General features: G+C 43.9%; 17 protein-coding genes. 14 read left to right on the top strand and 3 right to left on the bottom strand.

The features are described from left to right. Positions 1-91 precede the first annotated feature (91 nt). Positions 92-2,776: a bifunctional acetaldehyde-CoA/alcohol dehydrogenase gene (adhE, locus tag FC14_RS00085; RefSeq protein WP_056975521.1), complete on the top strand. Its 2,685-nt coding sequence runs from the start codon at positions 92-94 to the stop codon at positions 2,774-2,776. 188 nt (positions 2,777-2,964) lie between these two features. Here the strand turns inward: adhE and FC14_RS00080 are convergent, their stop codons facing one another. Continuing rightward, positions 2,965-4,269, bottom strand: coding sequence for an MFS transporter (locus FC14_RS00080; RefSeq protein WP_056975519.1), 1,305 nt, complete (start codon positions 4,267-4,269; stop codon positions 2,965-2,967). A 399-nt stretch (positions 4,270-4,668) separates the two neighbouring features. Here FC14_RS00080 and FC14_RS00075 point away from each other — a divergent pair, with 399 nt between their 5' ends. The 9 genes from FC14_RS00075 to FC14_RS00035 all read left to right on the top strand — a co-directional run bounded on the left by FC14_RS00075 (position 4,669) and on the right by FC14_RS00035 (position 14,849). After that, positions 4,669-5,067, top strand: coding sequence for a hypothetical protein (locus tag FC14_RS00075; protein ID WP_056975517.1), 399 nt, complete (start codon positions 4,669-4,671; stop codon positions 5,065-5,067). Between the two features lie 12 nt (positions 5,068-5,079). Next, positions 5,080-7,896: a sigma-54-dependent transcriptional regulator gene (locus FC14_RS00070; protein WP_056975515.1), complete on the top strand. Its 2,817-nt coding sequence runs from the start codon at positions 5,080-5,082 to the stop codon at positions 7,894-7,896. A gap of 184 nt (positions 7,897-8,080) precedes the next feature. Then, entirely contained in the window at positions 8,081-8,521 is a 441-nt protein-coding gene (locus FC14_RS00065) for a PTS sugar transporter subunit IIA (protein ID WP_056975513.1), read from the top strand. After that, positions 8,521-9,009 (top strand): PTS sugar transporter subunit IIB, encoded by a 489-nt coding sequence (locus tag FC14_RS00060; protein ID WP_056975511.1) that lies wholly within the window; start codon positions 8,521-8,523, stop codon positions 9,007-9,009. Before FC14_RS00065 ends, FC14_RS00060 begins: the two co-directional genes overlap by 1 nt. A gap of 21 nt (positions 9,010-9,030) precedes the next feature. Continuing rightward, positions 9,031-9,849, top strand: a complete 819-nt coding sequence (locus FC14_RS00055; RefSeq protein WP_056975509.1) for a PTS mannose/fructose/sorbose transporter subunit IIC — start codon at positions 9,031-9,033, stop codon at positions 9,847-9,849. Between the two features lie 11 nt (positions 9,850-9,860). After that, positions 9,861-10,694 (top strand): PTS system mannose/fructose/sorbose family transporter subunit IID, encoded by an 834-nt coding sequence (locus FC14_RS00050; protein ID WP_056975507.1) that lies wholly within the window; start codon positions 9,861-9,863, stop codon positions 10,692-10,694. A gap of 340 nt (positions 10,695-11,034) precedes the next feature. Continuing rightward, the gene (locus FC14_RS00045; RefSeq protein WP_056975506.1) at positions 11,035-11,436 is read left to right on the top strand and encodes a hypothetical protein; all 402 of its coding nucleotides are present in this window, start codon (positions 11,035-11,037) and stop codon (positions 11,434-11,436) included. A gap of 364 nt (positions 11,437-11,800) precedes the next feature. Beyond that, entirely contained in the window at positions 11,801-13,732 is a 1,932-nt protein-coding gene (locus tag FC14_RS00040) for a sugar MFS transporter (protein WP_056975504.1), read from the top strand. A 217-nt stretch (positions 13,733-13,949) separates the two neighbouring features. Further along, positions 13,950-14,849, top strand: coding sequence for a hypothetical protein (locus FC14_RS00035; protein ID WP_056975503.1), 900 nt, complete (start codon positions 13,950-13,952; stop codon positions 14,847-14,849). 82 nt (positions 14,850-14,931) lie between these two features. Here FC14_RS00035 and FC14_RS00030 read toward each other — a convergent pair whose 3' ends face one another. After that, on the bottom strand, positions 14,932-15,462 hold the full coding sequence (locus tag FC14_RS00030; RefSeq protein ID WP_056975501.1) for a GNAT family N-acetyltransferase: 531 nt from the start codon (positions 15,460-15,462) through the stop codon (positions 14,932-14,934). A gap of 10 nt (positions 15,463-15,472) precedes the next feature. After that, the gene (locus tag FC14_RS00025; RefSeq protein ID WP_056975499.1) at positions 15,473-16,477 is read right to left on the bottom strand and encodes a LacI family DNA-binding transcriptional regulator; all 1,005 of its coding nucleotides are present in this window, start codon (positions 16,475-16,477) and stop codon (positions 15,473-15,475) included. A gap of 166 nt (positions 16,478-16,643) precedes the next feature. On the opposite strand from FC14_RS00025, the gene FC14_RS00020 reads away from it, so the two are divergent. The 4 genes from FC14_RS00020 to galT all read left to right on the top strand — a co-directional run bounded on the left by FC14_RS00020 (position 16,644) and on the right by galT (position 24,727). Further along, positions 16,644-18,839, top strand: coding sequence for an alpha-galactosidase (locus FC14_RS00020; RefSeq protein WP_056975497.1), 2,196 nt, complete (start codon positions 16,644-16,646; stop codon positions 18,837-18,839). A 13-nt stretch (positions 18,840-18,852) separates the two neighbouring features. Further along, positions 18,853-21,861 (top strand): beta-galactosidase, LacZ type, encoded by a 3,009-nt coding sequence (gene lacZ, locus FC14_RS00015; RefSeq protein ID WP_056975495.1) that lies wholly within the window; start codon positions 18,853-18,855, stop codon positions 21,859-21,861. Between the two features lie 193 nt (positions 21,862-22,054). Then, positions 22,055-23,218: a galactokinase gene (locus FC14_RS00010; RefSeq protein WP_056975493.1), complete on the top strand. Its 1,164-nt coding sequence runs from the start codon at positions 22,055-22,057 to the stop codon at positions 23,216-23,218. Positions 23,219-23,242: 24 nt separating this feature from the next. Continuing rightward, complete coding sequence (gene galT, locus FC14_RS00005) at positions 23,243-24,727, top strand: UDP-glucose--hexose-1-phosphate uridylyltransferase (protein WP_056975491.1); 1,485 nt, start codon at positions 23,243-23,245, stop codon at positions 24,725-24,727. Positions 24,728-25,126: the final 399 nt, after the last annotated feature.

Here is a 25,126-nt window from a genome sequence, read left to right as displayed (position 1 = left end):
AAATTACCGTTGAAAAGCAATTCTTTTTGCGTTATATTGTTAGTGAAGAAATTCACATTATGCTTTTTAAATTATTGGAGGTAATTGATATATGGCTGCAAAAGAAAAGAAAGTTCCTACAGCTGAAGAAAAGGCTGCTGAAATGGAAAAGGCACGTGCCTACACAGATAGTTTAGTTCAAAAAGCATTGAAGGCGGAAGCAGAATTCGCAACCTTCACTCAAGAACAAGTAGATAAGATTGTGGCTGCTGCTGCGTTAGCCGGTTCAGAAGCCGCTTTAATGTTAGCACACGAAGCCGTTGATGAAACAGGTCGTGGGGTCGTTGAAGATAAGGATACTAAGAACCGCTTTGCGACAGAAAATGTTTACCACGCTATCAAGAATGATAAAACAGTTGGAATTATTGAAGAAGATAAAACCAAAGGTGAAGTTAAGATTGCCGCTCCACTAGGGGTATTAGCAGGGATTGTTCCTACGACTAACCCAACTTCAACCGCAATGTTTAAGTCAATCATTACTTTGAAGACTAGAAATGCGATTGTCTTTGCTTTCCACCCACAAGCTCAAAAATGTTCTGCACATGCTGCTAAGATTGTTTACGACGCAGCCGTAGCAGCTGGGGCTCCTAAGGACATTATCCAATGGATTGAAACCCCATCATTGGCCAATACCACCGCATTAATTCAAAATCCTAAGATTGCTTCTATCTTAGCAACTGGGGGTCCTGGAATGGTTAACGCCGCCCTCAAATCAGGGAACCCATCACTTGGGGTTGGTGCTGGTAACGGGGCTATCTACGTTGACCACACAGCTCACCTTGACCGGGCGGTAGAAGATTTACTTCTTTCCAAGCGGTTTGATAACGGGATGATTTGTGCAACTGAAAACTCAGCCGTTGTTGAAGCTCCAATCTATGACGAATGGTTAAAGAAGATGCAAGAAAAGGGTGCTTACTTAGTACCTAAGAAGGACTACCAAAAGATTGCGGACTTTGTCTTCAACGACCGCCACGGGGTTAATGGTCCAGTTGCTGGGATGCCAGCTAAGTGGATTGCAGAACATGCCGGGGTAGACCTTCCAGCCGGTAAGGATGTCATGCTCTTTGAACTTGATGAAAAGAACATTGGCGAAAAACTTTCCTCTGAAAAATTATCTCCATTATTGTCAGTTTACAAGGCTAAGGACCGTGAAAATGGGGTTCAAATTGTAGCTAAGTTACTTGACTACCAAGGGGCAGGTCACAACGCCGCTATCCAAATTGGTTCTCAAGCAGACCCATTCGTAACAGAATTCGGTGACAGAACTAAGGCTGCCCGGATTTTGGTTAACCAACCAGACTCCATCGGTGGTATTGGTGATGTTTACACAGACGCATTACGTGCAAGTTTAACTCTTGGAACAGGATCATGGGGGAAGAATTCATTGTCACACAACTTATCAACTGCAGACCTCTTGAACGTCAAAACTGTTGCAAAACGGCGTAACCGTCCACAATGGGTCCGCCTACCAGAAAAGATTTACTATGAAAAGAATGCTATCTCTTACTTACAAGATGAATATGAAGACATCAACCGTGCCTTCATCGTAGCCGACCCAGGAATGGTTCAATTCGGCTTTGTTGATAAGGTATACGCTCAACTCGAAGTAAGAAATAACGAAGTTAAGACTGCTATTTACGGGACAGTTCGTCCTGACCCAACCTTAGGACAAACAATCGAAATTGCTAAGCAAATGGCTCAATTTAAGCCAGATACAGTTATTGCTATCGGTGGTGGGTCAGCCCTTGATGCAGCTAAGATTGCACGCTACATCTACGAATACTCACTAGACCAAGAACCAGGCTTCTTGGAAAGCTACGAAGCAGTAAGTGAACTCTTTACCCGCTTACAACAAAAGTACTTGGATATCCGGAAGAGAATTGTTAAGTTCCACCACTCAACTAACACGAAGCTCTTCGCAATCCCAACTACTTCAGGGACAGGTTCAGAAGTAACTCCATTTGCGGTTATCACTGACGACCATACTCACGTAAAATACCCACTTGCTGACTACGAATTGACACCACAAGTTGCAATCGTTGACCCAGAATTTGTTATGACTGTGCCTAAGAGAACCGTTGCACTTTCAGGGTTAGACTCATTGTCACACGCTTTAGAATCATACGTATCCGTAATGGCTTCAGACTTTACCCGTCCATGGGCCTTACAAGCCATCAAGTTAGTCTTTGAAAACTTGGAAACATCTTACAAGTACGATCCTAAGCACCCAACCCTTGAAGGGGAAACAGCCCGTGAAAACATGCACTATGCTGCAACCTTAGCCGGGATGTCATTTGCTAATGCCTTCTTAGGAATTAACCACTCATTAGCTCACAAGACTGGTGGGGAATTCGGGTTACCACACGGGTTAGCAATTTCAATCGCAATGCAACACGTTATTCGCTTCAACGGTGCTTCTGGTAACGTTAAACGGACACCATTCCCTCGTTACGAAGTATACCGTGGTCAAAAGGACTACGCCGACATCGCTCGTTACCTTGGTTTGAAGGGTAAGGACGACGCTGAATTAGTTGAAGCACTTTGCGCTAAGATTGCCGAATTAATGAAGGCCTTAGACGTAGAACCTAAGTTATCAGCTAATGGTGTTACTAAGGAACAATTTGACAAGTCACTTGATAAGTTGGTTGACCTTGTTTACAACGACCAATGTACACCAGCTAACCCACGGCAACCATACTTGTCAGAAATCAGACAAATGTTGATTGACCAATTCTAGTCGCTAGCCATATATCAAAAGGTCGGAAACTATTGTTTCCGACCTTTTTAATGTCTAAAAAATACCAACCCTAACTTATGTAAGTGTACAAATAGGAAAGTTTAGGGTGGGTACATGTTGGTTAAAACATGTATATTATATCATGTTAGTTGACATGTTGTTGTAACAAAAACAACTGAGTGTAGCGTTTATTTACTGAAGTCCATGTCCTTGGTTTCCTTGGTTAAAACAAGGGCAACGACTGCCAAGACGGCTAAGGCGCCCATGTAGTATCCAGCTGACATTAAGCCGAACTTGCTGATGCACCAAGTGGTGATGGAAGGAGCCAAGGCTGCCCCAACTACCGCCGCCATGTTATAAGCAATACCGGCTCCGGAATAACGAACGTTGGTTGGGAAGAGTTCTGGAAGTAAGGCACCAACGGGACCGTAAAGGGTACCCATGATGACGAAACCAACCCCTAGGAAGGTGAGCATCCCAGCCATGTTGTGTTGGCCCTTCAGTAAGACTGGAAAGACAAAGGAGAAGACCAGTAGGGCAACCGTTGTCCATAAGAGGACGGATTTACGACCAACTTTATCAGCGTAAAGGCATGATAATAAGATCATGACTGCAAAGATGACGATGGCCATCATCAACAAGAAGAGGAATTCTTGGTGACCGAAGCCAAGGGCAGTCGTGGCATAAGAAAGTGACCAGGTTGTTAGGGTGAAGAAGAAAGCGTAAGTTGAGCCCATGATGAAAGTTCCTTGAAGGATTTGCTTCCAGTGGTGCTTTAAGACAACCTTTAATGGGGAGTGGTTAACTTCGGCCTTTTCTTGGGCTAACCTAAAGAGTGGTGTTTCTTGAAGTTTATGCCGGACGTAAAGGCCAACCACCACGAGGACAGCTGAGGCCCAGAAAGGAATCCGCCAGCCAAAGCTCATCATTTGAGCAGGGCTTAAGAAACTTTCTAAGACGAAGAAGAGCCCGTTGCAAAGGAAGAAACCGATAGGAGCTCCTAGTTCGGGGAAAGAACCGTAGAGGGCGCGTTTTTCCTTAGGAGCATTTTCTGTGGCGACTAAAACGGCCCCAGACCATTCACCCCCAAGGCCTACCCCTTGAACGAAGCGGAGTAAGCAAAGTAGTAAGACGGCTGCTACCCCTAAAGTGCGGTAACCGGGCAGAAAACCGATTAAAACGGTGGATAACCCCATCAATAAGAGGGAAACGACTAGGGTCTTCTTACGACCCATCTTATCGCCAAAGTGACCGAAGACAAAGGAACCGACTAGGCGGGCAACAAAGGCAACCCCGAATGTTAATAATGAGAGCATGGTTGCGATTAAGGGGGTCATTGCTGGGAAGAAAATTTTAGGGAAATAAGCGGCCGCTGCGGTCCCGTAGGCGTAAAAATCAAAGAATTCAATGGCGGTGCCCACCATCGAAGCGGCAATAACAGTTTTCACCGGGTCTTTTTCTACTTTAAAGTTGGTACTTTCTACTGATTCCATAGACGTCACATCCATTCTAAAAAAATTTTAACAAAACAAACAAAAAAGCGCCGGTGACTGTGGATAGTCACCAGCGCTTGGCTAACTCCTACCCGCATCTTCTTACAAGCGATGCGGGCACAACCATGCAAGCCGCATCATTAACTAATAATGACCCGAATGCTTGCAATAATAATGTTGTTGAAGTTAGTCTTTTTCATAATCAATTACCTCGTTCATCTTGTTGGTTATTAATTTAGCATGAAATAAATTAAAAATAAATAACAAAATGCGAAAAAATTAATTATTTTACCAACCGAGTTGAAACACTTAAAACACTTACCTTGAAATTTTTATTGAAAGTGTTTTAAAAACTGGGTATAGTTGAATTTGTAATAACGTTTTCAGAAGGTGAGTCAGATGGGATTATTTATTAAACGGGAAAAATTTAAAGAGTATATGTTGGATGATCAACCAGATATTAAGTATGATGAAAATGCAGTACTCTTGTCGTTGAACACGGTTCGGGGCAAGGCGGTTACCAACTGTATTCACTTCTCTAAGGAAGCGGGCTTGTATGCAGCTCAATATGAGAGTATGTGGGATATCTTTGGAGATGGCTTTTATATCCCGGCTGCTAAGATTAAGGAGGTTTACCGCAAGGAGCAGCTACTTTCAACCTACCTCTACATTGAAACAACTCAAGAGGTCAACGGCCAGTTGATGAAGCTTAAGCTCAACTTGCCTAAATTAAACCGCACTCCTTGGCACATTAAGAATTTAAAACGCCTCCAAGCCCAGGTTCCGGTAGCAAAATAAGGGGTGTTACACATGAAACGAATTGATAAGGTTTACCAAGGACTAGTGACCAAATGGCAGGCGGCCACTAAGGAAGAAGTCTTAGCCAAGCAGGGCAGCGCGGCTAAAGAATTGGCGGCGGAATTAGGCTTAACCCGGGCTAATACGTCCTTAGAATTAAATAAGCTAGTCAGACAGGCCCAGGTTGTTAAAATCAAGACCTTTCCGGTACGCTATTTACCGATGATAGTGATTGAACAGCATTTTGGCCTAAAGCAACTAGATTACTATGAAGTGGCCTCCTTAACGGCCCTAACTAAAAAGCCAGTCAAACCGACTGCCAAACCAGAGCAGGCTATCAAGGAAGCTGCTTCTGAGCAGGTCAATCAGGCAGATCCGCTTGAATCAATGATAGGTTACCGGGGCAGCCTCCATAACGCTGTTTCCCAAGCCAAGGCAGCCTTAATGTACCCCCCACACGGCTTACATATGATGCTTTTGGGCCAAACTGGGGTAGGGAAGACCTACTTTGCCAATAAGATTTACGCTTACGCAAAGTTCGCCCAGATTCTTAAGGAAGATGCCCCCTTTGTCTCCTTTAACTGCGCCGATTATTACAATAATCCGCAACTGTTGATGGCTACGCTTTTTGGTCACGCTAAGGGGGCTTACACCGGGGCTGACCAAGAAAAAGCCGGCTTAGTCGAACAGGCTAACGGGGGGATTTTGCTCTTAGACGAAGTCCACCGTCTTCCGCCTGAAGGCCAGGAAATGCTCTTTTATTTTATTGATAACGGGGTCTTTAATCGCTTGGGTGAGAGCCAAAAGAAGCGGCACGCCCAGGTCTTGATTATTTGCGCAACAACAGAAAATCCAGATTCTGCCATGCTGGCTACCTTCTTACGGCGCATTCCAATGTCAATTACCATTCCAGCTTTAGACGAGCGACCAATTACCGAGCGGATTGAGCTAGCCCACTTCCTCTTTCAAACCGAAACCAAACGTATTAAACGGGCGTTAAGCGTTAAACGCAGTGTCTTTGAGATTATCCTAAATGAGGATAACTATGGCAATGTCGGCCAGTTAAAATCGCAGATTCAGCTTACCTGTGCCCAAGCCTTTTTGAATAGCATGGGGGAAAAGACGACGATTAGTGTCACCGATAACGACCTGCCGGAAAAACTACGGCAAAGTTGGCTGGCGGTTAGTAGGGCCGAACGTAAGCAAAGCGACCTGTCCCGTTACCTAAAAAGTCAGATTTTAATCGAGGTGGGGCAACCTAGCCTTGATAAGTTAGACAACGAGGAAAACATCTACAGTACGATTGAAACTAAGGTTCATAAGCTCCGCGCTGAAGGGATTAATGAAAAAGAAATTCACCAGTACATTATGACCGACCTGCATTTGCACATTAAAAACTTCTTTAAACAGGAAATCAACGAGGAAAACTTTAGTAAGTTTGTAGACCCGGCGGCAATTAAGTTAGCCGAGAAATTAAAGTTAATTGCGGAAGAAGAAATGGACCTCCGCTTTGACGCTAGCTTTATCCATTACTTCAGCCTCCACCTAGATGCTTTCTTTAAACGGGGCAGTAAAAATGACCTGCTGATGTCTGCCGAGATTGAAAATATCAAGCGCGAACATGGGTTAGAGTATCAGGTAGCCAAGCTGTTTCAAACGGAAATCCTCAAGGAGACTGGGACCGCCATCCCGGATATTGAAGTTATTTACCTAACGATGCTTTTAACCTCGATTGAATCGATGTCGGCGACTAAAAAGATTGGCTTACTAGTGGTGGCTCACGGCAATTCGACCGCGACTTCCATGGTGAATGTGGCGACAGAACTGTTGGGTAAAGGCAACATTGACGCCTTAGACATGCCCCTAACTGTTTCGCCTTCCACCATTTATGAACAGATGAAGACCAAGGTAGGGGAGCTCAACCAGGGAAAAGGGGTCTTATTACTGGTGGATATGGGGTCGTTAGGGATGTTTACCCAAAAGTTAGCCACCGAAACAGGCATTCCCGTGCGGGCAGTCCAAAACGTAACGACTTCCATTATTTTGGAGGCCTTACGTAAGGTCAACTATATTGATATGGACCTCAATAGTTTGGCTAACCAGTTACGGCGCGACTTCATTAAAAACTTTGCGGTCCAAGAAAAGAGTACGGGTAAAAAGCGGGCGATTGTGTCGATCTGTATGACCGGGAGTGGAACGGCCCTTAAATTGAAAAAATTAATCGAGGGCATTATTAGAAAGACCACCACCGAAAATATCGAGGTAAAAACTGTTTCAGCGCTAAAGATGAGCGAATCCATTCCACCCTTAGCCAAGGAGTATGAATTAATCGCCACCGTTGGCACCAAGGAACCAAGTGTGGCAGTGCCCTTTATTTCCCTAGAAGATTTAATTGCTAGTAACGGGGAAGCTCGCCTAGAAGCGATTATTCGCCAGCAGACGCCGCCTGCGAAAGAAAAACAGTCGCAAAGTAACGTAGTTGTTTCGCAAATGTGTGAAGATATTTTAAACGAGCACCTAGTCTACCTCAATCCCCGCCTGGTTAACCAAATGCTCCAAAACTGGTTGGAAGATTTGAGCAGGAGACTTAAGCTCGAACTATCTAATAGTCAGCAGATTGCCTGCATTGTGCATACGGCCTTTGCCTTGGAACGGGCATCGCATCACCAGACTAGTCTCAATTACGATGAAACACCTAGTCCGGAGCTGTTAGAACTATTGCCGGTGGTTAAGCAAACCCTAGATCACGCGGTTTCGTCCTTGAAATTAACGCTCCCACAAGATGAATACTACTTTATTGCCGAGACGGTTATTGATAATCAACGCTAACCTGTTTCAAGCAAAGACAAACCTGTTTTATTTTAAAATACTTAAGAGCAAATTAAGGCCGGACCTGTTTTGATTAGTGAAAAACGGGTCCGGCCTTGTTATTGGTTTAAAAGCGTTTTCTAAAATTGGCACGCAAATTGCTACATAAAAAGTGTAGCTAAGTTGAAAGAAGGGAGTTTCAAAAATGGTTTCGTTAATTGTTTCTGGTCACGGCCAGTTGGCGCCCGGGTTGCTAAGCGCAGCCGAGATGATTTTTGGCACCAACGATACGATTAAGGCCGTGCCATTTAAAAAAGAAGAAGGGCTAGAGGATCTCAAAGCGCACTTTGAAGAAGCGCTCCAAAGCTTTGAACCTAACAGCGAAGTGCTATTTTTAATAGACCTTTTTGGGGGCAGCCCTTATAATGCGGCAGTTTCCTTAGCCTATGGGAAGGATAATTTGGACGTAGTGACAGGTGTTAGCTTACCAATGGTCTTAGAAGCGTTAGCCAATGCGCCAATGATGAGCTTAAAAGAATTGACCAGTCACCTACAAACCGTAAATCAAGACAGTTTTAAAGTCTTCTCACTTGAAGCAGCCAAGCTAGCTCAAGCCCAAGAAGACGAAGAGGAGGACGAATTATAATGAAAATTACCGTTGCAAGAATTGATGATCGTTACATTCATGGTCAAGTTTTGACTAAGTGGATTAAGTTATTACCAGCAGAAAGAATTATTGTCGTAAGTAATGAAGTAGCTAACGACCCAATGAGAAAGACCTTAGTTTTATCGGTTGCCCCTTCTAATGTTAAGGCCAGCGCCGTAACCCCTGAAAAGATGGGGCGGGTCTTCAAGAACCCTAAGTATGCCGATACTACGGCCATGCTATTGTTTGGTAATCCAAGCGAAATTGTAACTGCGGTGGAAGCAGGAGTTGATATTAAGGTTGTTAATGTCGGGGGAATGCGTTTTGATCCAAGCAAGAAGCAAGTAACGGAAGCCGTTAGTGTTACACCAGAAGATGTAGCTGCTTTCAAGAAACTGCATGAATTAGGGGTTGAATTGGAACTACGTCAATTACCAGGAGATAGCAAGCAAGACTTTATGAAAATCTTAGATACAAAATTAGGCTAGGCCTCAAAGGAGGAGATTGTAGTGAATGCTCTACAAATTGTATTAATCTTAATTGTTGCCGGGATTGCCGGGATGGGATCCGTTTTAGACGAAGCCCAAACACACAGACCCTTAGTGGTTTGTACCTTAATCGGTTTGATTTTAGGGGATCTCAAGATGGGGATTATCTTAGGTGGGACCCTAGAAATGATGGCCCTTGGTTGGATGAACGTTGGGTTAGCAATGGCACCTGATACTGCCTTAGCTTCAGCAATTTCTACTTTAATCGTTATTAATACTCATACCAGTGTTGGTGAAGGGATTGCCATTGCCGTACCATTGGCCGCAGCCGGTCAAGCTTTAACCATCTTTGTGCGGACAATCGTTGTTTTCTTTGTTCACAAAGGTGATGACTTCGCTGCTAAGGGGAACTACCGGGCTATTGAATGGATGCACGGGATTGCCTTAGCCTTGCAAGCCTTGCGTGTAATGATTCCAACCGCAATTATCATGACTTTGAGTACCGCAGCCGTGCAACACATGTTAGCTGCGATTCCAACCGTGATTACCAAGGGGCTCCAAATTGGTGGGGGTATCATCGTGGTTGTAGGTTATGCGATGGTTATTAATATGATGGATGTTCCGCAATTAAAACCATTCTTCTACATGGGCTTCCTCTTTGCCGCCTTCACTAACTTCAACTTAGTTGGTTTTGGTGGCTTAGGTCTAATCATGGCCTTGCTTTACTTACAATTAGAATACCGCAATGAAAATAAGGCTCCTAGGGTAGCAACTGTAAGTAATACCAGTGCTAGCGATGACGACTTAGACGATGATCTAGACGACGACTTGGATGACTAGGAGGGATTTTGATGCAAACACCAGCAGACTTAAACAACAAACAAGTAAAATTAACTAAAGGCGATATTCGCAATATGTATATCCGGTCTTGGTTCTTGCTAGGGTCATTTAACTTTGAACGGGCCCAAAACATGGGTTACTGCTTCACCATGATTCCAGCCATCAAGCGCTTATACAAGCCAGGTAAGGAAAGAAACGAAGCCTTGGTTCGGCACATGGAATGGTTCAACACCCACCCATGGTTAACCGCTCCAATCTTTGGGGTAACAGCCGCTATGGAAGAAGAAAAGGCCAACGGTGGTAACATTGACGGGACTGCCATTGCTGCCATGAAGATTGGGTTGATGGGGCCCCTTGCCGGGGTTGGTGACCCACTATTCTGGGGGACGGCTCGGCCTGTGTTAGCCGCCTTAGGGGCTGGGATTGCCATGACTGGTAGCATCCTGGGACCATTATTGTTCTTCGTCTTAATCAATGCCATTCGCTTGACCATGAAATGGTACTTCCTCCGTTACGGTTACGTCAAGGGGAGCGAAATTATCCAAGACATGGCTGGTAACCGAATTAAGAAACTAACTGAAGGTGCTTCAATTGTAGGGTTATTCGTTATGGGGGCGCTGGTATCTAAGTGGACCACGATTAACATTCCGATTGTGGCAACTAAGATTAACGGTAAGACCCAAACGGTGCAAGACATCTTGGATTCCGTGATGCCTGGGATGTTAGCCTTACTGTTAACCCTCTTTGTTTCCTGGTTACTTAAGAAGGGTGTAAACCCAATGTTAATTATCGTGGCAATCTTTGCCCTTGGTATCTTAGGTAAATGGTTAGGTTTCTTAGGCTAAATCAATACTAAAACTTTAGTTGCTAACAAGAAAAAATCCTTCGTAATGACAGGCTCATTGCGAAGGATTTTTTTACTATTATTTATAAGTTCGAATTTGAACATTAATTATCAAATGAGTATAAGTAACTTTTAATATCGCAGGCAACTCGAACACTTACAAGTGGATAATGTTACATTCGTATATACCGTTGTAACAATGCCGGTAGCTAATTTAAAGGCTTTAAGATTTTAATTAAAAAAGCGGTAGATTTTGTACAATTTAACTAAAAAAGAATTGCAAAAAGTTACACAAAATGATAGTTTTAGGGTAAATAGTGTTGGCAGAATGGAGGTGTGGAATGGAGTTTAGATTTTCGCATCGTGAAAAATTCCGGGATTACATGCAGTCGGTAATTCCCGAGGTAACATATCAACCTGAAGCAGTTTTGCTTTCCGTTAACGCCCTGCGTAAGGATAAGGTTGAAACTAGTTACGTCCACATTTCGCGTTTAGGGGGTTTTTTCACCGCGGAATATAAAAGCAAGCAAGGGACGTTTCATGATGGACTATATATACCCGCTGAAAAGATTGCAAAGGCGTCAATTTATGAACGAGAACTGGCCACTAGCTTAGTGTTAGAATTAACAGAGCAGGCTAGGGATGGTGAAGGGATCAAGTTGTTTGTTGATTTTCCTAAGCTGAGTATGATTGGTTGGCACAACAAAAATTTAAAGAGGCTACGTGAGGCACTAGGTGCGTAACTATCTGAGGCTGAATATTTTAATCCTTTTTTTGAGTGTTAGAAAACATTGCTTTTTAAATAGGTTTCCATTTTATTTAATTCCCAGTGTTTATGGTTTAATTTCTTCGGTAATTTTTGTAGTAAATATTAGTTAAAAAGTCCGAGGAAATCATCTAAGGACTTTTTGTTATGGTTAGAAAGTACATCTTATATATAGTAGGAAGTAGTTACCAGTGAGACAGCGGTGAGGTAACCACTATTTTTTGTGGTAAAAAATAATAAATATTTCACTAAAAATTTACTAAAAAGTATTGAAAATTTTCTTGAAATCGTTTACTATAATGCTTGTAAAGAAATTATAGTAGAAAAGGGGATAGACTCCTATGGAAAGTACTAGTCAAGCTGTACCTCAAACAAGCGGTAACGCTAAATCACGGATTGCGTACTCATTTGGGGCATTTGGTCACGATATTTTTTATGCGACCTTATCAACATTCTTCATTACTTTTGTTACTTCGCACCTATTTAACACGGGGAACGAAGCCCAAAATAACCGGATGGTTTTATACATTACCAACATTATCGCGGCCTTACGGATTATCGAATTAGTAATTGACCCATTTGTTGGAAACGCTATCGACAACACTAAGACCCGCTGGGGTAAATTTAAGCCTTGGGTTGTAATTGGTGGATTAATCAGTTCTGTTTCGTTGTTAATTTTATTTACCGACATGGGTGGTTTAAACAAGACTAATCCAGGCCTATACCTAATCTTATTTGCAATTATTTACATCACCATGGATATCTTTTATTCCTTTAAAGATATTGGTTTTTGGTCCATGATTCCCGCCTTATCCTTCTCATCACAGGAACGGGAAAAGACAGCGACCTTCGCCCGGATTGGTTCTACCATCGGTGCTAACATTGTCAGTGTGGTTATCATGCCAATCGTCCTCTTCTTCTCAATGAGTAGAAATGGTGGGGCCGGTGATAACCGGGGTTGGTTCTGGTTTGCCTTTATCGTGGCTGCTATCTCCTTTTTAACTGCCGTCGGAGTTGGACTTGGTACCCATGAAATTGATTCAGACTTGCGGAAAAACACTGAAAAGACTGGGTTTAAAGACGTTTTGAAAGTGTTAGTGAAGAATGATCAGTTAATGGCAATTTCCTTGTCTTACGTTTTATATACAACTGGGGTAAATATCTTAAATGCTTCCGAGCTTTACTACTTTACCTACGTATTAGGCCACGCAGCTCAATTCGCATTACTAGGGACCATCAACACCTTAGTGGGGTTGTTATCAGTATCGCTTTTTCCTAAATTAGCAGACAAGATTAACAGAAGAAACCTCTTCTTCATCTGTATCTTCATCATGCTTTGTGGGATTGGGGTCTTCACGATTGCCGGTACTTCATTGGTAATGGTCTTAGTTGCAGCCGAACTCTTCTTCATTCCCCAACCATTAGTATTCTTGGTAGTTTTAATGACAATTACTGACTGCGTTGAATACGGGCAACTTAAGTTAGGTCACCGTGACGAATCACTTACCTTATCAGTTCGTCCTTTACTTGATAAGTTCGGGGGCGCGGTTTCTAACTCAGTCATCGGGATTGCGGCCGTAGCTGCCGGAATGACTACAGGGGCAACTGCTAAGACCATGACCGCTCATGGCATCATGTCCTTCAAGTTGTATGTATTTGGGATTCCATTTGTTTTAATCATCTTAGGGGCCCTAGTCTTCTTCTTCAAGGTTAAGTTAACCGAAGAAAAGCACGCCGAAATTGTGGCTGAACTTGAAAAGACTTGGGATGAATACTTAGGTGAAGGCGAAACAGAAGCAGTTTCTAGCCAAGTATTAAGTGTTAAGGCTCCAATCGCTGGTCAATTAATTTCCCTAGCAGAAGTTAATGATGCAACCTTTGCTAGCGGCAAATTAGGCCAAGGTTTTGCAATTAAGCCTAGTGACGGCCGCGTCTTTGCTCCATTTGACGCTACCGTTCGCCAAGCCTTCACTACCCGTCACGCCGTGGGCTTAGTGTCAGATGATGGGGTCGTCCTTTTGATTCACGTTGGGTTAGGAACAGTTAAGCTAAAGGGCACGGGCTTTGTTTCCTACGTGACAGAAGGGCAGCGCGTTAAGGCTGGCCAAGAAATTCTAGAGTTCTGGGATCCAACCATTAAGAAAGCCGGTTTAGATGACACCGTGATTGTGACGGTTACTAACTCCGATGCTTTCAAAGACATTGACCTCAAGCTAGCTAGTGGCACCATGGTCAGCGCCAAAGATGAAGTACTAAGTTTACAAAGTAAATAGCAAGTTGGTTTAAGCAAACCTTGAACCAACGTCACTGAAATAGGCTACCACTGCAGAAGTTGGTAGCCTATTTTTTAGTAGTAGTGGCATTAATTGGTAGCTAAATAGTTAGCGGAGTTGGTAATCTGACAAGAGGGGGTTATACTTAACCTACGGCCCTATTTTAGGGATTTGACTAGGAGTGTTTAGCTGTCAAGCTACTGAGGAGGTTACGGTGTTGTTAAAAAATTTAAAATTAGCGCTTGATTTGATAAGTCTAGTCCTGCTTACACTAATTGCTGCTTTACCTAAATTAATCCAAGCTTTGCAATTAAATGCATTTTTTATGTTGATATTATTTTTAGCATTACTAATTTTGAGTACGATTTTTTTAACAAGGATTGCAGTATGTATTATAAAAATTAGGAAATTAAGAACTAGAGTTATTAGGCAAGGACTGAGTAAGAAAAAAGTTACGTCAGATGAAGCAGATGCAAAATCAGAAGAAGGAAAAGCGACAGAAGTTGAGGTTATTTCGTTGAGAAGAATACTTTTCCAGCGGGCTACTATGGCTCAGCGTAAGAGTAATTTAAAAAAGTGGTGGGAAGATGCGAAAAAATATTGGCAAGATGCTAAAAAAGAAGTGACAGAGACATGGAGGGTTGGCAAGCAGAGAATTAAAAAGAAGAAGCAAATCCGAAAAGATGTCCGCCAACAAATCAAAAAAGAAAATACGTTTTATTGGTATTTACATAGGGGATTACGAATAGTGATTCTGATAAGCCTTGGTTGTGTCGTCATCTTAATGATTGGAAATATAAGCGGTATTATTTCAAATAAAATGTCAGAATATAGTCTATGGATACTAAGCGTACTTTTTGTGCTTATTAGCTGCCAAGCTTCTATAACGGTAGCTATAAATGATAAAACACCGGGAATACTGAAAGAGTATTTTGCTAAACTTGAGGAGCGTAAAGAAATTGAGAGAAGTAAAGAATACGAGGAGTATAAAGAATATTTTCTCTACTATGTAAAAGATGGGTTAACAGAATATAGCCTACTTCAAAAAAAGATAGCTCATTTGAGTTTGTGGTTAGCACTATGGTTGTTTTTGCTAGGAGTAGTGCTGCCGATTTAGAAAATCTACTAAATTCAGTTTTTCAATAGAAAAAGGTTGAAATCAACTTGGAGGTAAGCTGATTTCAACCTTTTTTGTTGGGCTAGTCTAGGTAAAAAGCATAGAGGTTAGCAGAATGAATTGTGCCGTCGTAGTGTTTGAGGCGGTGCTTGAGGCAGGCTTCCAAAGTAAAGTTGAGTCGCTTGGCAACGTTATTACTGCGGGTGTTGGCTACGTCTGCTAGTAATTCCAAGCGTTTAATGTGGGGATAATCTTTTTTGACTAAGGAGATGAGGCCAGCGACTGACCGACTCATGATGCCGTAACCTTCAAACTCTTGCCCAAGCCAGTAACCAATGTCGGCGTGGCAATCATGGATGCTATTTAGGCTAAGCGTGCCGACGACTTGGTTGCGGTAGTGGATGACTAGGTTTAAAGAGCGCCCCTTGGCCCAGTGTTCATTACATTGACGTAGAAAACTCTCTTCATCAGCCGCCATTTTAGTAAGTCTAACCCAGGGAAGAAAGTCGCCTAGGTTGGGACTGGCCTGGATTAGCGCAAAGAGCTTAGGACCGTCGATTTCTGGGCGGGGTAAGGCTAGTTTGATTTCGGAATCAACATTATAGGTTAGCATAAAATTCCCCCTAGTTAAGGCTACTGCCACGTAAGGTCAACTTGGTAGCAATTTTAATCATCCGCGGAACGCCTAGGTCCTGTTGATCTAGTTTACGCTTGAGTAAATCGACGGCTGCTTGGCCCATTTCCTTAGTGTAGACCGTGACTGCAGATAAAGGGGGGTAGACGAACTTAGCTGCAGAGGTGTCGTTAAAGGAAATGAGGCTGACACGGTCAGGAACACTGAGATTGGCTTCTTGTAAGGCACGTAAAGCCCCGATAGCTAAGGCGTCGTTAGCGGCGAAGAAAGCTTGGGGTAGGTCGGCTCCTAGTTCATTGATGGCGGCCTTCATCATTTTATAGCCGGCATCGGTAGTGAAGGGACCTACGTAGACGTACTTAGAATTATAGAAGCCATTTTCACTGAGGTAGTGTTTGAAGGTGGAAAAACGTGGGTCAATCAAGGATAGCTTGCGGTCAGAGGTGGCTTCTTCACCGGCTAACATCCCAATTTTGGTTTGCCCTTGTTTAATAAAGTGGTCCAAAACGTTGGTGACCGAATTTTGGAAGTCGGTGCAAACGCAACTGTAACCTGCATTTAAGGTGTCGCTATCGACAAAAACCAGGTTGCTATTGAGTTTGGCTAGGCTCTTGATTTGGCTAGCGGAAAATTTACCGATGGCGATGATGCCGTCCACATTTTGAGCGTCGGTTAACGGATCGTTGTTGAAGATTCGGACGAGGTCAAAGCCTAGCTCCTGGGCGTGTTTTTCGAGCCCGACCCGAATGGAGTAGTAGTATAAGTCATCTAATTCTTCTTCTTTGGTATACCATTGAACAATTGCTAGCTTATTAGTTGTCGTTTTGCTTGGGTGTTGCTTTTTATGCTTGGTGTAGTCTAATTCATCGGCAACTTCAAAAATACGTTGTTTAGTTTCAGCGCTAACTGACATGGACTTGTCATTATTGAGGACCCGGGAAACGGTTGCGGTCGAAACCTGGGCGCGCTCAGCAATGTCTTTAATTGTAGCCATGAGAAAACCCCCTTAGAACAGTTCTTAATTAAAAATATTGTAGCATAGATAAGTTAAAAATAAAATCGTTAACTAAATTAATTGAAACATTAAGTAAAATATAGTAAAATTTACTAGGAAGCGTTTTCTAGAATGGGTAGAAACGACAGTCGAAGGAGGTTTTTTGATGACCGCATTAATTACTTTTGATGAACAGCAAGGCGTTTTTCACCTACATAACCGTAAAATATCCTATTTATTGGCGCTGGAAGAAGGGGGTATTTTGAGCCACCTATACTTTGGGAGCGCTATTGATAGTTACCATGGTCAATTGAGGTATCCGCGGGTTGACCGGGGTTTTTCAGGAAATTTACCTGGGCACACAGACCGGACTTATTCGCTAGATACTTTACCACAAGAATATAGTGCCAGTGGGGATAGTGATTACCGCTTGCCAGCAGCTATCATTGAACATGCTGATGGCAGCCGGGCAGCTAGATGGATTTTTAAAGACTACCAAATTGTGGACGGCAAGCCAGAATTAGCTGGCTTACCCCAAGCCTTTGTGGAAGATAAGACGGAAGCTCAAACCTTAATTATTAACTTAGTCGATGAAGTCAGCCACTTAGAGCTAGCGTTGAACTATACGATTTACCGAGATCAGGCCATTATTACTCGGTCTAGCAAGCTGACTAACTTGGGGAGCCAGGCGGTTACGATTAAAAAGTTAGCCTCACTGCAGATAGACTTTGTTGCCAAGGACTTTGAATCGATTTGCCTACCGGGCGCGCACGCTAACGAACGCCACTTAACGCGGGCTAAGGTGACGGCGGGGGTGAAGAGTTTTGAGAGCCGCCGGGGCAGTTCCAGTCACCACATGAACCCGTTTTTGGCCTTGGTTGAACCGAAAACGGATGAATTTAGTGGGGAAGCCTATGGTTTTGCCTTGGTTTATTCCGGTAACCACAAATTCGAACTGGAACAAGATCAAATTGACCAAACCCGCTTATTGATTGGAATTAACGATTATAACTTTAGTTGGGACCTACAGCCCCAGGCAAGTTTTACGACACCGGAAGTGCTAATGACTTACTCGGAGGCCGGTTTAAACCAAATGAGTCAAGCCTTCCACCAGATTATTCAAGAGCGGGTGGTTAGAAGTAAGTTTAAGCACCAAGCGCGTCCAATTTTAGTGAACAATTGGGAGGCGACTTACTTTGATTTTGACGAAGAAAAGCTCAAACCAATTGTGGCTGACGCTAAGAAATTAGGGATTGAAATGTTTGTCTTAGATGATGGTTGGTTTGGTCACCGGGATGATGACACCAGTTCATTAGGTGATTGGTCCGTTTATAAAAAGAAGTTCCCTCAAGGAATCAAGCATTTTAGCGACTATGTGCATGAACAGGGCTTGAAATTTGGAATCTGGGTTGAACCTGAAATGATTTCGCTTGATTCGGACTTGTACCGGCAACACCCAGACTACCTAATGCAAGTTCCAGGTCGTGCCCCAAGTCCATCACGGAGCCAATTTGTTTTAGATATGGGTCGGCCTGAGGTGCAAGCAAATGTCTACCAACAATTAAGCCAGGTTTTAGACCAAGGAATTGACTACATTAAGTGGGACATGAACCGCAATATCTCTGATGTTTACTCGGTGGGCCTACCAGCAAGCAGACAGGGGGAAGTTTATCACCGCTACATTTTGGGAGTGTACGCCCTCTTAGAGAAACTAACCACGAACTACCCGGACGTCTTATTTGAAGGCTGCTCTGGTGGTGGGGGCCGCTTCGATGCTGGCTGGGCTTATTACATGCCACAATCATGGGCAAGTGATAATACCGACGCGATTGCCCGCTTAACCATCCAATACGGGACTTCGCTGGCCTACCCAATTTCAACGATGACAGCCCACGTTTCAGCCGTGCCTAACCACCAAACGGGGCGGCAGACACCACTGGAAACCAGAGGGGACGTCGCGATGAGCGGGGTCTTTGGTTATGAACTCGACTTAACGAAGCTGAGTCAAGCAGAGCAGGCCGCCGTCAAAAAGCAGGTTGCTAGCTACAAGCAGATTCGGTCCTTAATCCAGTATGGTAAGTTCTACCGCTTGAAGGGCCCGTACGAGGGAAACCAAACGGCCTGGATGTTTGTCAGTCCGGACCAAAGAGAAGCAATGCTCTTTACCTTCCAGGAGCAAGCCTTTGCCCAAGGGGCACTGACTAAGACGCACTTAGCTGGTTTAAAGCCAGACTTGCTCTATCGTGAAGAAGCCACGGGGCAAGTATATAGTGGGGCCGAGTTAATGAAGCTGGGTCTTTATGATCCGGTGGTCCACCAAGATTACACGTCAAAAAGTTATCATTTTAAGGTACTAGATTAGGAGGTTACATTTAATGGAAGCAAGTTTAGCATGGTTAGAAGATCCGGAAGTTTTTGCGGTTAATAAAATTCCCGCCCATTCAGACCATAAGTACTATCAATCTTATGAAGAAGCGGCGACTAAGCAGATGAAGTTGCGCCAGTCGTTAAATGGCACCTGGCAATTTAGTTACGCTCAAAACCCCAGCTTACGGGTCAAGGATTTTTATCGACTTGATTTTGATACGACTGGTTTTGACAAAATTCAAGTTCCAGGGCACATTCAGATGCAAGGTTATGATAAAAACCAATACATTAATACGATGTATCCGTGGGATGGCTTAGATGAACTACGACCACCCAAGATTTCTAAAGACTATAATCCAGTTGGATCTTATGTCAAAACCTTTGAACTTGATGAAGCCTTACGGCAAAAAGAGGTCTTTATCTCATTTCAGGGGGTAGAAACGGCTTTTTACGTTTGGTTAAACGGTCACTTTGTTGGTTACGGGGAAGATGCTTTTAGTCCAACCGAATTTAGACTGAGCGACTACCTGGTAGCTGGGGAAAACAAGCTGGCGGTGGAAGTCTATAAGCGCTCGGCTGCTAGTTGGATTGAGGACCAAGATTTTTGGCGCTTTTCCGGCATCTTCCGGGATGTCTATCTTTACGCAGTTCCTAAGACCCACTTGGAAGATGTCTTTGTCAAAGCGACTATGGGGGCTGATTATCAAAAGGGGCAGTTGGAACTAGCAGGCAAGCTGACTGGTGACTTGGCTGAAGTGACGGTTTCTTACGCTTTGAGAGATCAAGAAAACCATTTAATCACAGAGGGCTTTGTGGATGGCCAACCAGAGATTGGCTTTAAACTGACAGACCTTGCTGTGGCTGCTTGGAGCGCAGAAAGTCCTACCTTATACACGCTGGAACTAGCAATCTTAAAAGGCTCCCAGTTAGTTGAAGTTGTCCAACAACCAGTAGGGTTTAGGACCTTTGAACTCAAAGACGGCTTAATGCTCTTGAATGGCCAACGCCTCATTTTTAAAGGAATTAACCGTCATGAGTTCTCCTATAAGAAGGGCCGGGCCATTGGGGAAGAGGAGATGCTGTGGGACATTAAGTTTATGAAGGCCCACAACATTAACGCGGTTAGAACCTCTCATTACCCTAACCAGAGTCGCTGGTATGAGCTTTGCGATGAATACGGCCTGTATATGATTGACGAAACAAACCTAGAAAGTCACGGCTCTTGGCAAAAGCTAGGGCAATGTGAGCCAAGCTGGAATGTACCGGGCAATAAACCTGAGTGGCAGGCTAACGTTTTAGATCGAGCTAATAGCCTCTTTCAGCGGGATAAGAACCACGCGGCCGTTTTGATTTGGTCTTGTGGAAATGAGTCTTACGCCGGGAGCGATATTTTAGAGATGACCAAGTTTTTCCACAGGGTAGACGACAGCCGGTTAGTTCACTATGAAGGGGTCTTTTGGAACCGGGATTATGATGAAATTTCCGATATGGAAAGCCGGATGTATGCTAAGCCGCAAGAAATTGCAGCCTACCTAGAAACCAAGCCGAAAAAGCCTTACCTTTCCTGTGAATATATGCACGCGATGGGGAATTCCTTGGGCGGGATGAGCCTGTATACTGACTTGGAAGACAAGTACCAACAGTATCAAGGTGGGTTCATCTGGGATTACATTGACCAAGCCCTCCTCAAGCACAATGAATTTGGCCAGGAAGTCTTAACCTACGGTGGTGATTGGGATGACCGGGCTACCGATTATGAATTTTGTGGGGACGGGATTGTCTTTGCCGACCGGACTCCATCGCCTAAGGCTCAAGAAGTAAAGCAACTATATGCCAACGTTAAGCTGAGTCTAACTGACAAGGAAGTCACCGTTAGAAATACTAACTTATTTGTTGATACCAGTGATAGTTACTTTGAAGTTAGCTTGAAAAAAGCTGGGCAACCAATCTGGCACAAGGCTTATCAGTGGGTAGTGCCAGCTGGGCAAACAGCTAGTTTCAAGGTGGACTTTCCAAAAGCACTTGCGCCGGGTGAGTATACTTATGAGGTTAGTCAAAAATTGCAGCGGGCTACAAACTGGGCGCAAGCTGGTTATGAACTAACCTTTGGTCAATTTATTAAGCAGGTTGTAGGCCAAACTAAGCCTGTTAAGCAAGCCGCACTTAAGGTTGTTCACGGCGACGTTAACATTGGCGTGCACGGGCCAAACTTTAGCGTGCTACTCTCCTTAGCCGAAGGAGGTTTGGTTTCCTATGTCTACGCCGGTAAAGAATACATTACTCGGACGCCGAAGACGAGCTTTTGGCGGGCCCAAACCGATAATGACCGCGGGGTTAAACATGGTTTTGACCGGGGAATGTGGCTGGCAGCTGGTCTTTACCAAAAGCACGTTGACGCTAAGGTTGAAGAACAGGTAGATTGTGTCACGGTTACCTTTAAACACCAACTAGCACTAGCTGGTGAATACTACCACACGGTGGCTTATACCGTTGATAGTCACGGTAAGGTTACGATTAAGTTGAGCTATCCAGGCTATGAAAACTTACCATCAATTCCCGCATACGGGATGGACTTTAAACTAAAGGCCCCTTACCAAAACGTGCGCTACTATGGTTACGGTCCATCTGAAAATTATTGCGACCGGAAAGCCGGTGCCCGCTTAGGGATTTTTGAGACCACCGCTAAGGAAAATAAGGCGCCTTACCTGGTTCCCCAAGAAACAGGGAACCGCACTGGCCTACGCTGGTTGGAAGTTACCGATGAATTAGGACACGGCCTGCGGTTTAGTGCTGGCGACCAGGCCTTTGAAGGCAGTGTCTTACCTAACTCGGTTTACGAATTAGAAAATGCCAGTCACCAGGAAGAATTACCAGCCGCTCACTTTGTTTGGGTCCGGATTTTAGTGGCCCAAATGGGAGTTGGGGGCGACGACTCTTGGGGCGCGCCAGTGCATAAGCGCTACTGGCTGGATGCAGCCAAGCCGTTAACCGTCACCTTTAGTTTGGAAGGAATTTAGGCATAAAGTTTAAACGAGTTCTCTTTGTAAAAAGAGGCTCGTTTTTTACTGGCCAAAATTATTTGGTAAATAAATTTGGTTAAGTTAGTAAAAATTAACTAAATAATACTTGAAATTTTACTCAGTTAAGGATAGAATAAGCTTGTAAATAAAAACGCTTTCTGATAATACGACTTAAAGGGGTAAATTAATTATGAATAAAGCAGATTTAAAAGCAGAATTTAGTAAAATTTTTCAACAAGAAGCAGATGCAACTTTCTTCTCACCTGGACGGATTAATTTAATTGGTGAACATACCGACTATAACGGGGGCCACGTATTCCCATGTGCGATTACCCTAGGTACATACGGGGCTGCGCGGAAGCGTGACGACCAAACACTCCGTTTCTATTCGGCTAACTTTGCAGACCAAGGGATTGTGGAAGTGCCTTTGGCCGACTTACATTTTGATAAGGCTGATGGTTGGACTAACTACCTTAAAGGGATGATTCATTTCTTAAAGGAAGCTGGTTATCCAATCGATAAGGGGATGGATATTTACCTAAACGGTAACATTCCTAACGGTTCGGGGCTTTCATCTTCAGCCTCAATCGAAATGTTGATGGGGGTTATCGCCCAAGAGTTATTCGACCTAGACATTGAACGCCTTGAAATCGTCAAAATCGGGATGAAGACTGAAAATGACTTTATCGGGGTTAACTCAGGGATTATGGATCAATTCGCAGTCGGGATGGGGGCAGCCAACCGGGCCATCCTGTTAGATACTAACACCCTAGACTATGAATTAGTTCCCCTTGATTTAAAGGATAACGTAATTGTGATTATGAACACCAACAAGCGCCGGGAATTGGCTGATTCTAAGTACAATGAACGGCGGGGTGAATGTGAACAAGCTTTGGCCGAACTCCAAACTAAGTTAGATATTCAAAGTTTGGGTCAATTAGATGCTCAAACATTTGACGAATATAGCTACTTAATCGCTGACGAAAACCGTTTGAAGCGTGCCCGTCATGCTGTTTGGGAAAATCAACGGACTCTCCAAGCCCAAGAAGCTTTACAAGCAGGTGATTTGGACAAGTTTGGTCGCCTAGTCAACGCTTCCCACGTTTCATTAGAGCATGACTACGAAGTAACTGGGGTTGAGTTAGATACCTTGGCACACACAGCTTGGAAGCAAGCTGGTGTCCTCGGTGCCCGCATGACCGGGGCTGGATTTGGTGGTTGCGGAATCGCAATCGTCGCTAAAGACAAGGTAGCGGCCTTTACAGAAGAAGTTGGCAAGGCTTATACAGCTAAAATTGGTTACGCCCCAGCCTTCTACATTGCGGAAATCGCTGATGGCACTAAGGTATTGTAATTTTTAATTAAGGACGGGATTGAGATGGCAGGTAAATTAGTAGATGAATTTGTAGCGCAGGTAATTACTAATAGTGATTACACTAACCTAGACGCAGTTTATTTGAAGAACCGGGTGCTAGCCCTAGTTGGTGAAGCTGGTGCTGACCGCACTACCACTAAAGAAGCAATCATTGATTTGAAAGATGAGTTGGTAGCCCTTGCACAAGCAAACGGCAAGGTGGGAGCAAGTTTTAACGAAGGCGATACGTTAGGGGCAGAGTTAATGAACTTCATTACCCCTAGACCGAGTGTGGTTAACCAACGTTTCTGGGAAACTTATCATCAGAATCCAAGTCAAGCCATCAGTGATTTTTATGCCTTAAGTAAGCAAAACGACTATGTTAAGGTAAAGGCCATCGCCAAGAATATCTACTACCAAGTGCCAACCGAGTATGGTGAGATTGAAATTACCATCAACCTCTCTAAGCCAGAAAAGGACCCTAAGGCCATTGCGCTTGCTAAAAAGTTGAAGCAAGCTGGCTACCCTAAGTGCCAACTGTGCTTAGAAAATGAGGGGTATCAAGGGCGGGTTGACTATCCTGCGCGGGCTAACCACCGAATCATTCGCTTTAAGCTCGGCCAAAAAACCTGGGGCTTCCAGTATTCGCCTTACGCTTACTTTAACGAGCACTGCATCTTCCTAGATAGCCAACATGAGCCGATGGAAATTAACCAGGCAACCTTTGAACGCCTGTTGAGTATTGTCGCTCAGTTTGACGGCTACTTTGTAGGGAGCAACGCCGACTTACCAATCGTTGGGGGATCAATTTTAACCCACGAACATTATCAAGGTGGGCGGCACGTGTTCGCGATGGAAAAGGCCCCAGTTGAAAAGCAGCTACAATTCGCTGGTTATCCTAACGTCGCAGCCGGGATTGTTAAGTGGCCAATGTCTGTCATTCGCTTGAGTTCAGACAGTAAGGAAGAGCTAGTGGCACTGGCAAGCAAGATTTTGGCTAAGTGGCGTACTTACTCTGATGAGGATTTACAAATCGTGGCCGAATCGGAGGGAGAGTTGCACCATACAATCACACCGATTGCTCGTAAGCGGGATGGCAAGTTTGAGTTAGACCTGGTTTTACGGGATAACCAAACTTCAGCCAAGTACCCCGATGGAATCTACCATCCTCACCAAGACGTCCAACACATTAAGAAGGAAAACATTGGGCTTATTGAAGTCATGGGCTTGGCAATCTTGCCGCCGCGCTTGAAAGCAGAACTAGCTGAAGTAGCCAAGTACCTGTTAGGGCAACCTAATGAAATCAAGGCCTACCACCAAGCTTGGGCCGATGAAATTAAGGCTAAGCATCCTGAATTAACGCCTGCTAATGCTAGCGAAATTGTCAAGGCAGAGGTGGGGCAAGTCTTCAAGCGGGTGCTTGAGGATGCTGGTGTATATAAGCGTACGAAAGCTGGTCAGGCAGGCTTCATGCGCTTCGCCCACTATGTGGGTTTAGTTGGCGACTAAGTTAGCTGAACTTAGTCGGTGCGCCTGAATTTAACAGCAAATCAAAAAATATTTTAAGCAAAATCTACAAAAATAAATTGTCTACCAAATAAGCCTCGCAAAGCCGAAACTGACTTTGCGAGGCTTTTATTTAGTTTGCTTTTAGAAAGCTTGCACTGCCTAAGTAAATAGCACGACTTAGTAGGCAAAAGACTAAAGAAGTGCCGACTAGCGTTACGTTAGAAATGTTAGTGGTGTTGGTATTAGTAGTGCCGGTCCCTAAGAAATGGAGGTTTGCACCACTGCCAGCTTTTCTAGTCTGCTGTTACTTTTTACTACTGGTGAACTATTTAAACTGGACTAATTGGTGTGGGCCCTGTCAAGTAGACACTAAAAAAATATAAACTTTATGCAGCCTGA

It is taken from the genome of Ligilactobacillus agilis DSM 20509, assembly GCF_001436215.1.
In the GTDB taxonomy this organism is placed as follows: Bacteria; Bacillota; Bacilli; order Lactobacillales; family Lactobacillaceae; genus Ligilactobacillus; species Ligilactobacillus agilis.
The sequence above is the reverse complement of the archived record's forward strand: the minus strand, read 5'-3'. Positions and strand labels throughout refer to the sequence as shown.

Bases quoted from the DNA above. Each gene is read 5' to 3' on its own strand.
- FC14_RS00050 (WP_056975507.1), top strand. From the start codon at position 9,861: ATGCAAACACCAGCAGACTTAAACAACAAACAAGTAAAATTAACTAAA.
- FC14_RS00075 (WP_056975517.1), top strand. From the start codon at position 4,669: ATGGGATTATTTATTAAACGGGAAAAATTTAAAGAGTATATGTTGGAT.
- lacZ (WP_056975495.1), top strand. From the start codon at position 18,853: ATGGAAGCAAGTTTAGCATGGTTAGAAGATCCGGAAGTTTTTGCGGTT.
- FC14_RS00010 (WP_056975493.1), top strand. From the start codon at position 22,055: ATGAATAAAGCAGATTTAAAAGCAGAATTTAGTAAAATTTTTCAACAA.
- FC14_RS00045 (WP_056975506.1), top strand. From the start codon at position 11,035: ATGGAGTTTAGATTTTCGCATCGTGAAAAATTCCGGGATTACATGCAG.
- FC14_RS00040 (WP_056975504.1), top strand. From the start codon at position 11,801: ATGGAAAGTACTAGTCAAGCTGTACCTCAAACAAGCGGTAACGCTAAA.
- FC14_RS00020 (WP_056975497.1), top strand. From the start codon at position 16,644: ATGACCGCATTAATTACTTTTGATGAACAGCAAGGCGTTTTTCACCTA.
- FC14_RS00070 (WP_056975515.1), top strand. From the start codon at position 5,080: ATGAAACGAATTGATAAGGTTTACCAAGGACTAGTGACCAAATGGCAG.
- FC14_RS00080 (WP_056975519.1), bottom strand. From the start codon at position 4,269: ATGGAATCAGTAGAAAGTACCAACTTTAAAGTAGAAAAAGACCCGGTG.
- FC14_RS00025 (WP_056975499.1), bottom strand. From the start codon at position 16,477: ATGGCTACAATTAAAGACATTGCTGAGCGCGCCCAGGTTTCGACCGCA.
- FC14_RS00065 (WP_056975513.1), top strand. From the start codon at position 8,081: ATGGTTTCGTTAATTGTTTCTGGTCACGGCCAGTTGGCGCCCGGGTTG.
- FC14_RS00060 (WP_056975511.1), top strand. From the start codon at position 8,521: ATGAAAATTACCGTTGCAAGAATTGATGATCGTTACATTCATGGTCAA.
- galT (WP_056975491.1), top strand. From the start codon at position 23,243: ATGGCAGGTAAATTAGTAGATGAATTTGTAGCGCAGGTAATTACTAAT.
- FC14_RS00030 (WP_056975501.1), bottom strand. From the start codon at position 15,462: ATGCTAACCTATAATGTTGATTCCGAAATCAAACTAGCCTTACCCCGC.
- adhE (WP_056975521.1), top strand. From the start codon at position 92: ATGGCTGCAAAAGAAAAGAAAGTTCCTACAGCTGAAGAAAAGGCTGCT.